Below are 3046 nucleotides of genomic sequence, written 5' to 3' on the forward strand. Positions count from 1 at the left end.
AATCTATTTAAATCGAAGATTTTATTCTTTATTTTTATTAAATTTTTTGAAAACCCAGCCCTCTTTATTCACTTGCCTAACTCTTGCTATGGATAGAGTTCCTTTACTAACTTCCTCTGTTATTGTAGAACCTGCTGCTACATACCCTTTTTCTCTAACTATTACAGGGGCAACTAAATTAGAATTACTACCAATAAAAGCATTATCTTCAACAATTGTTCTATGCTTGTTTACACCATCATAATTCACAAAAACTACACCGCACCCAATATTAACATTTTTACCCACATCAGCATCACCGATGTATGCTAAATGCGAAGCTTTAGAATTATCACCAATTACAGAATTTTTCACTTCTACAAAATCTCCTATTTTAACTGACTTACCTATTTTACTATTAGGTCTTAAATATGCGTATGGACCTATTGTTGTATCTTCATCAACTTGACTATCAATTATAGTTGATGTTTGCACTACTACTCTATTGCCAATATTACTGTTAATTATTCTTGAATTACTTCCTATTATACAATCTTCTCCTATTTTAGTTTTGCCTTCCAAAAAAACTCCTGGATATATAATAGTATCCCTACCTATTACTACATCTTTACCTATATATGTATTATCAGGATCTATTATTGTAACCCCTGACAACATCAATTTTTCATTGATCCTTCTTCTCATTATCTTATTAGCTTGAGCTAACTGTACTCTAGAATTAACACCGAATATTTCTGTATTGTCATTTAGTTTATATCCGCCTACTTTTAATCCTTTCTCATTTAATATCTTGATTGAATCAGTTATATAATATTCATTTTGAGCATTATTATTGTTTAGATTACGCAAAGCCATTTTTAAATACTTGCCATCAAAACAATATATCCCTGAATTGATTTCCTTTATTCTCTTTTGTTCTGCATTGGCATCTTTTTCTTCTACAATTCCAACTATATTTCCTTTATCATCTCTAATTATTCTACCATACCCAGTCGGATTATCAAACTCAGCAGTTAAAACTGTAGCATTATTACCACTTTCTTTATGATAATTAATTAAATCATTAATAGTCTTACTAGTAATCAAAGGGGTATCTCCATAAAGGATTATAACATATTTATCATCTTTTATTAAATGTTCAGCCTGCATTACTGCAAAACCAGTTCCATATGGAACATTCTCTCCAATAGGTTGGTCTACAAATAATATTCCGTCGCCTCCTAACATATCTTTCACTTTTTCTTTACCATGTCCTACAATAACAATATTTTCATTTATACCTGCATCTTTACTAGCTTCAATTACATGGCTTAACATAGATTTTCCACACACTTGATGCAATACTTTAGGCAGCTTTGATTTCATTCTAGTACCTTCACCTGCTGCCAAAATAATTGATGTAATCACTTTAAACACCCTCTCTAATGCTATTTTCCACAATACAATTTACCTATTATTATCTTTTTAAATATAATATATATAACACTGTATACAATTCAACAAAAAAAATATGTATCCTTTAAAATATTATTAAGTTTTTGTCAAAAAAAATAACAAAAAAAGAGGGCATTTGCCCCCTTTTATCTAATCTTCCTTATTTTCTCTTAATGCTTTTTCATATTCTGCTAAAATCGATTCTTGAATTTTACTTCTTGTTTCTGAATTAATAGGATGAGCTATATCTCTAAATTCTCCATCTGGCATTTTTCTACTAGGCATTGCTATAAAAAGACCATTATTTCCTTCAATAATTTTTATATCATGTACTACAAACTCATCATCAAATGTAACTGATACAATAGCTTTCATCCTACCTTCATCACTTAACTTTCTAATTCTTACATCAGTAACTTTCATAACTTCACCACCTTCCCCCGTAGCTGTTCAATATATAAATTAGTATTCTCTTAATTTTGACAAATTCCTTCTACTTTTAAACATTTTAATCAATATTACTCAATAAGTCTTTATTAGGCTCAACAACAATCTCTTTTGTCTCTTCATCAATCTTTTTTAATACTAATAATGGTAAGTAGCTATCTATTAATTTTTCTTCTGGCAGCTCTGTTGCAATAAATACTCCTGTCCCTACTACTTCCGCTTTAAATTCTCTCATCATATCACAAATTCCCTTCGCAGTACCTCCAGCTTTCATAAAGTCATCTATCACTAAAACTTTAGAACCCTCTTTCATAGCTTTTCGTGATAGAGACATAGTCTGAATTTTTTTTGTTGAACCGGTCACATAATTTATGTTTACTGTAGCTCCTTCTGTAACTTTTATATTTCTTCGTATTATTACTAATGGTACATCTAATGATTGAGCTGTCATTAAAGCTATCGGTATCCCTTTAGTTTCAACCGTAACAACATAATCTACACTTCCACTAATAAATCTATGTGCAAATATCTTCCCTGCCATGCCAACAATTGATGGAGTATATAATAAATCGGTCATATATATAAATCCACCTGGAATTATTCTTTCTTTTTCAGCTAATGCATCTGCCACATCACTCAAAAAATCACTTATCATCTTTTCAGTAATCTGAGGTATATATTTCACTCCACCAGCCGCACCAGAAATAGTTTCAATTTTTCCTAATTGAAGCTTTTCTAGCATTCCCTTAACTATTACTATATCTTCACTAATCGTAGATTTTGCTGCATTGAACTTATCTGTAAAATAATTATAAGTAAAAATATGATTAGGCCTATCACTCAATATCTTCATTATAGCTCCTATTCTTTCGTTTCTCTTAAGCTTAATCACTTAAATCCTCCTAAACACGAATATTTTATCTTGTTAAATATAATTTTATTCGTAAAATAAGAATAAATCAACACTTTTTGAAATTATTTTAGTAATAAAATCTTCTATATTAAATAAATTAAATTGCACTATACATATTTTAATTATGATATAATTTACTCAGTAACAGCCTTTTCTTATAACAAAAATAAAATCTAAAATCCATTACGAAAATTATTTTATAACTATCCATAATATTAGAGGTATATAATTTCCTATGGATTATAATAAAAT

The 3046-nt window shown here is 29.2% G+C and carries 3 protein-coding genes; all 3 read right to left on the reverse strand.

What is annotated here, in order from left to right:
- Positions 1-21 precede the first annotated feature (21 nt).
- Positions 22-1407: a bifunctional UDP-N-acetylglucosamine diphosphorylase/glucosamine-1-phosphate N-acetyltransferase GlmU gene (gene glmU, locus TR13x_RS10730; protein ID WP_082394867.1), complete on the reverse strand. Its 1386-nt coding sequence runs from the start codon at positions 1405-1407 to the stop codon at positions 22-24.
- A 177-nt stretch (positions 1408-1584) separates the two neighbouring features.
- Positions 1585-1857, reverse strand: a complete 273-nt coding sequence (spoVG, locus tag TR13x_RS10735) for a septation regulator SpoVG (RefSeq protein WP_054871932.1) — start codon at positions 1855-1857, stop codon at positions 1585-1587.
- 85 nt (positions 1858-1942) lie between these two features.
- The gene (gene purR, locus TR13x_RS10740; RefSeq protein WP_054871933.1) at positions 1943-2773 is read right to left on the reverse strand and encodes a pur operon repressor; all 831 of its coding nucleotides are present in this window, start codon (positions 2771-2773) and stop codon (positions 1943-1945) included.
- Positions 2774-3046: the final 273 nt, after the last annotated feature.

Source organism: Caloranaerobacter sp. TR13, assembly GCF_001316435.1.
Classification (GTDB): Bacteria; Bacillota; Clostridia; order Tissierellales; family Thermohalobacteraceae; genus Caloranaerobacter.